Genomic DNA, 5,874 nt, shown 5'->3' with positions numbered 1-5,874 from the left:
AGTTAATTCTGCGATACTACGCGGCAAAATTTTATCTTTAATAATTTTAGAATTTTACGCTTAGGCTTTGGCTTTAAAATCCGCTTAGCCCAGGCTTGTAGCAGGGCTTGCTATTTAAATTAGGCGAGAAATTTAGATCAATTGAAATTTTAAAATTCCGCAAAATTTTGAAATTTTTAAAATCTACGATCTCGCAAAATTTGAAAACAGGCTTATCAAGAAATTTTATCTAGCGCCGCTCTGGCAGAATTTTCGCGGTAGAATTTCGCCCTTCGTTTACAGCGCGCAGAAGATTTATAGATAGCACTTTTATAAACCCTACAGGGCGGCGGGCATTCCTCTGCCTGCTATTAGGGCATCTATATGGTAGCAGCAAAAAATTTTTGCCCGAGATGAGAATTAGCGGCGTCGCAAGCGGCAGCGCGCTTGAAATTTCCGCCGCGCAGCATCGCAGAGTGAAATTTATTAACCCGCACTTTGGCTTAGTTATTTTTCTCAGCCTCTTCGTTTTCTTGCGGCTGCGCGACTACTTTTTTGATCGCTTTTACGAGCGAGACCCTCGTGCCATCCATTCGCAGTACTTCGTAATCGCAGTTCTCATCGCTTATTTTATCGCCGATTTCAGGTAGGCTGCCAAAGAGATTAAAGACGTAGCCGCCGATCGTTAGCTGCTCGGTCTCCTCATCAAAGTCAATGCCCATCACCTCTTCGACGCCTTCGATCTCGAAGCGGCCTCTAAACTCAAAGGTGTTCTCGTCGATACGTTTGAAATTTTGCGCATTCGCGTCGTGCTCGTCGTTGATGTCGCCAAAAATTTCTTCTATGATGTCTTCCATCGTCAAAAATCCCGCAGTACCGCCGTATTCGTCGATGACGAGCGCGGCAAAAATGCGCTGCTTATTCATCATAGGTAAAATTTTAGAGATCGGGCTGTTTTCAGGCACGATGATGAGCTTGCGCACGATCTTATCGAAGCTTTTATCTCCCTTTTGCTGGATGATGTCGCGGATGTGGATGAGGCCTAGGACGTTATCTTTGCTGCCGTCGATATATGGAAAGCGCGTAAATTTCGACTGCAATACGGTTGCGTAGTTTTCATCGTAGCTTTTTTGCTTATTTAGGCAAACTAGATCGCGCCTCGGCGTCATTATCTCTTTGGCGACCGTGTCGCTGAAATCGACGGCGTTTTTGATGATCTCGGTCTCTAGGCTATCGAGCACACCACCTTTTAGGCTCTCGCTCGCGATGATTTTGATCTCCTCGTCAGAAAGCGCGAGCTCGCTTTCTTTGGCGGGCTTTACGCCGATGATTTTAAGCGAGACGGCGGCGATGAAGTCAAATGCCTTTATGATCGGAAAAAACATAATCCAAAAAATATGAAGCGGCCTAGAGATAAAAAGCACGATCTTCTCGGTTTTAGCAATAGCGATGGATTTTGGCACCAGCTCGCCGAGCACGACGTGAAATAGCGTAACGAGCGTAAAAGATATGACGAAGGCGATCGTATGTGCCGCCGCTCCGCCGCCTATGCCGATGGATCTTAGTGGCAGCTCGATCAGTCTCGATACCGCGGGCTCACCGATCCAGCCGAGGGCGAGCGAACTTATCGTAATGCCTAGCTGAGTGGCGCTGAGGTAGGTGTCAAGGGAGTTTGAAATTTTAAAAGCGAGCTTTGCGTTTGGAATTTTATCCTTGATAAGCTCTTCGAGGCGAGACTTTCTTACTTTGACGATTGAGAATTCCGAAAGAACAAAAAAAGCATTCATAAAGATGAATACAAAAGCTAAAACTAACATTAAAACCGAACTGTCCGTGTCCAAATTTCTTATCCTTTGAAATTTAAAAATAAATATTTATGATTATATCTAAAAACGCTTTAAAATCCAAAAGATATGGAAAATGCCTCGCGCCCGTGCGTAGAATTCTGCGGTAATTTAAAATTTCGCGCTGCGGCAGGCCTTTGTCGCGGCGAGATTTTATCGCGATAGAGCTCTAGCGCGGCGGATAATCCTAGCGCCGCGCGCAAGTCCATTAAGAAATTTAAATGCTACGATAAAACCCGCTACTTAAAAAAACCTCAGCGCGCAAACTCTTGCGAAATTTTAAATCGCAAGACTATCTATTTCTTGTGGCAGCCTCGTAAAGAGGCAAGACTTTTGGCATCACCTCTTTTAGATCGGCGATGCGATCGTCGTTTGAAGGGTGCGTGGACATAAATTTAAGCGGATGGCTCTCATTTAGCTTATTCATCTTCTCCCAGACGTTTATCGCCGCCCTCGGATCGTATCCTGCGCGCGCCATCAGCTCAACGCCCATCAGATCGGCTTCCGTTTCATGCGTGCGCGAAAACGGCAGCGTGAATGTGTACTGCGCCGCCATATTCAAAGCCGCTGAGCCCAGATCTCCAAGCCCTGCTGCGGAGCTTGCTACGGCGATACCGACATCTTTCATCTGTTCAGTCGAGGCTCGCTCGCGGCTGTGTTCGCGCAGTGCGTGAGACATCTCGTGCCCCAAAATAGCAGCCAGCTCGGCATCGGTAAGCTTTAGTTTTTCGATGATGCCAGTATATACGACGATACGGCCGCCAGGCATACACCAAGCATTGATCGTAGGGTCGTTGATGACGTTTACCTGCCAGTTCCATTTCAGTGCGTCTTTGCGAAATGCGCCGACTTGAGCGATTAGGCGCTTCGAGATGCCTCTAACGCGATCAGTTAGCTTTTTATCAGTATTTAGGACGTGCTTGGCGTTTGCTTGGGCGGTAATCTGCTTGTAGGCAAGCGCGGCACTTTGATCCATTTCAGCTTCGCTTACGGTGATGAATTGCGAGCGGTCGATGCCTACGGCGCCGCCTTGCGTGGTGCTCGCGCAGCCGGTAAAAATCATCATCGCAGCAAAGGATATTAAAAGAGCTATTTTTTTCATCTTTTCTCCTTAAAATTTTGCGGCGATTTTAGCGAAATTTGATTAAATTTTTAGAATTTTATTTTGAATTGCTGTATTTTGCAGGCGCGATCTATTTGTAATTTGTCGTGAAATTTAAGGACAGCCGTCGCCTTTAAAATAGAATTGGGCTTTGTAATTTAGCGATAAAATTTAGCGGTGATTTCGCAGAATTTTATCGCGGCGTAAACGAGGCATTACTGTGTGAAAGTAGTGATTTTATCCAAGTGCGACGTTGTATAAATAAGGCGCCTCTGCGCCCAAATAGAGCAGGATGGTGAGATCGTGATTTTAAATTTACGCAGCATAGGCTACGATAAATCCAGCGGAATTTTATTTGCACTAAGCGCTCAGTTTGGGCGAATAGGAGCAATTTCAAATTTGCACAATCAAGTCGCACGATAAAATAGGCTCGGATGTCGCTATGATTCTAGATGAGCCGCGTTAGTATTTTGTGCGCATAAATTCTAATTATTAACTTGGCAAAAGGCACTATACCACTGCATCTTGTGCTGCAATAAAATTTCGTTGTGGGAATTGAAATGATCGCAGAAATGCCAAACGCCACAGACGCCTTTTCGTAGAATTTTATCTCGCGGAATTTCATTCACGCGCGTCGGGATAAAATTTCAAACTGCAAACCGCGCCGTATCATTTTGGGTAGAATTTTAATTTTACGCGTTTAGAATTTTAAAATTCGGCTACGCAAATTTGTATGATGAAATTTCAAGCTTAAAATTCCGCGCCGTTTTTGGAATTTTATATATGCTCTGACAGCTATAAAATTTTGCACTTAGAATTTTATCACTGCGGCAAGATTTGGTTGGACCGGGGTCTCGCATCGCCGTAGGATTTTTGGCGGCACGGAATTTTGCAGCGCACATCTAAATTTAGCTATGCAAAATTCGTAAAATTCTTTATCAGCATGGAATTTTACAGCGCCGTTAAAGCGCATAAAGAATTCTGCGCAGACCTTGCAAACTCTAACGAAAGCTCCTTTCTTTTAGGGCACGCGAGCTTTAAGGCATGCTAGTCAATTTTGCAGCGCAAAGCAGTGAGCGCTGAGTGTTTACCGCTAGGGATTTTGCGCCTGCGGCGCCCATTTAGTCCTTTTTGGACTTTAGCTTGGCGATCGTTTCTTTTGCGGCCTCGTAAGCCTTAGCGCTCATTTCGCGCGCTCTTTCGCTTACGTTTTTAGCGACGTCGGAGCTTTTTAGCTCGGCAAATTTTTGGCTCATCTTCTTTTCAAATTCGCTAAGCTCTTTTTTGATTGCGTCCAGTTTCTCGTCCAGATCGAGGTTTTCGATGATTTTGGCGCTTTTTTGGCTCAGCTCTTGAGTGATTTCACGTGCCTTGGCGCTCGCCTTTTTTGCGCGCTCGCCAAGCTCGATCTCGCCGATTTTGGCGCTTAGTTGCTCGGCAAGATCGCTTGAAATTTTTCTAAATTTAGCCAAATAGCCTCCGAATTCTTCATCGGCGATCTTGGCGATCTCGCTTTTAGCGGGCTCCTCCGAACTTGCGACCGCGTCGCTTAGCACGGCGCTAAATAGCTCGCTCATCTGCGAAATTTGAAGCCTTTCGTTCTCTAGGCTCTGTGCGTCGCTTGCTGGCGAGAAACTTAGCTCGTCGCGGTATCTCTCGGCGGCTTTATTTATGCCGTCGTAGCAGCCTAAAATCGCGCCTCTAATTAGCGCAGAGGCTGTATTTTTGCTCTCGTTTGCGACGAAAATCGCGCGATTTATGATGATTTTTGAAATTTCTTTCGTGCGGAATTTCGTAAATTCTCCGTCGCCGATAGCCGAAAATGCGATATTTTTCGCCGTCTCGTGCGCGGTATCCTCGATGTCGGTGCCGCTTTCGAGCACGCTTATGAAGGCTAGTTCGCTTGCTTCTTTCAGCACGTCCGCAAGCGGAAGTTTGCTCGCGATCGCTCGCTGTAGCGCCGAGCCTATGCGCTCTTTTAGCTCTGTTTCGCTTGCGTTTTGCAGCGCGGTATCCAGATCATCATAGCTGCGCAAAACAAGGGTTTTAATCGCCTTTTGCTTACAAGCGATCTTTTTACGCAGATCGTCGTAGTCGTAGATGAGCTTGTAAAGAGCCTGCTCGTCCTCGTCGCACAACGCCTTTTTCACCCCTTCGATTAGTGCTTCGGCTACGGCGTCCTTTAGGGCCCCTATTTCGTTAAGTTCGGCGGCGAAGCTTAAGATGAGCTCGGCGCTTTTAGCGCTTTTGGCGTCTTCGCTAAGTCCGCACAGAGTCTTCAGGCTTTGTTCAAAAGCTAAATTTTGCACGCAGGCCGCCAGCTCCTCACCGCTAATTTGCGCGAGATCGGCGCCGAATTTTTTGATTATTGCTTCTTTCATTTCATCTCCTGTCACAATACATATTTAAAGTGGGCTTTTAAGCGCTCGAAAATTTCGTTTCGATGTAAGTCGTCCTTGACGAAAACGCTTACGTTGAAGCTCATATATTTGCCGCCGTTTGAAAAGCGCGAAAAGTCTATTTTGTAATCTTCGCCCTTTAAAATTTCATCGATCTGCTCACGCTTTTGAGTAGCCGCGTCTAGGACTACTTTGTATTCCCAAAAGAGCGGATAGTCGATTTTCGGCTTTTCAGCCCCTAATATACACGCCACTCTTGCCCCCCTCTTTGCGCTGCAGCACGACGTCGGTGATCTGCATCGATTTATCTATCGCTTTTAGCATATCATAAATCGTCAGCAGCCCCACGCTTACGCCCGTTAGTGCCTCCATCTCGACGCCGGTTTTGCCCGTGATTTTCACCGTTACGAAAAGCTTAAACGCGCACTCGCTCGCAAGCTCCTCAATGTCTGTTTTAATCGAAGTAATCGTAAGCGGATGGGTCATTGGTATTAATTCGCTCGTCTTTTTAGCGCCCATTATCGCGGCAACGACGGCGGTTTGAAGCACG

5 protein-coding genes are annotated in these 5,874 nt (G+C 46.3%); all 5 read right to left on the bottom strand.

Annotated elements, in window-relative coordinates; genetic code table 11:
• Positions 1–482: 482 nt before the first annotated feature.
• On the bottom strand, positions 483–1,796 hold the full coding sequence (locus Q0238_RS09955) for a hemolysin family protein (protein WP_297945686.1): 1,314 nt from the start codon (positions 1,794–1,796) through the stop codon (positions 483–485).
• A gap of 319 nt (positions 1,797–2,115) precedes the next feature.
• A complete protein-coding gene (locus Q0238_RS09950; protein WP_297945685.1) occupies positions 2,116–2,925 on the bottom strand; it encodes a M48 family metallopeptidase in 810 nt (269 codons plus the stop codon).
• 1,121 nt (positions 2,926–4,046) lie between these two features.
• Positions 4,047–5,306 carry a hypothetical protein gene (locus tag Q0238_RS09945; RefSeq protein ID WP_297945684.1) on the bottom strand — a complete coding sequence of 420 codons (1,260 nt, stop codon included), beginning with the start codon at positions 5,304–5,306 and terminating at the stop codon, positions 4,047–4,049.
• 11 nt (positions 5,307–5,317) lie between these two features.
• Positions 5,318–5,578, bottom strand: coding sequence for a DUF493 domain-containing protein (locus tag Q0238_RS09940; RefSeq protein ID WP_177386659.1), 261 nt, complete (start codon positions 5,576–5,578; stop codon positions 5,318–5,320).
• A partial coding sequence (locus Q0238_RS09935; protein WP_297945682.1) for a cyclic pyranopterin monophosphate synthase MoaC occupies positions 5,556–5,874 on the bottom strand: 319 nt, incomplete at its 5' end. The genes Q0238_RS09935 and Q0238_RS09940, both read right to left, overlap by 23 nt.

This window comes from uncultured Campylobacter sp. (genome assembly GCF_938045775.1).
In the GTDB taxonomy this organism is placed as follows: domain Bacteria; phylum Campylobacterota; class Campylobacteria; order Campylobacterales; family Campylobacteraceae; genus Campylobacter_B.
Note: the sequence above shows the minus strand (reverse complement) of the source record. Positions and strands in the feature narration are given on the sequence as shown.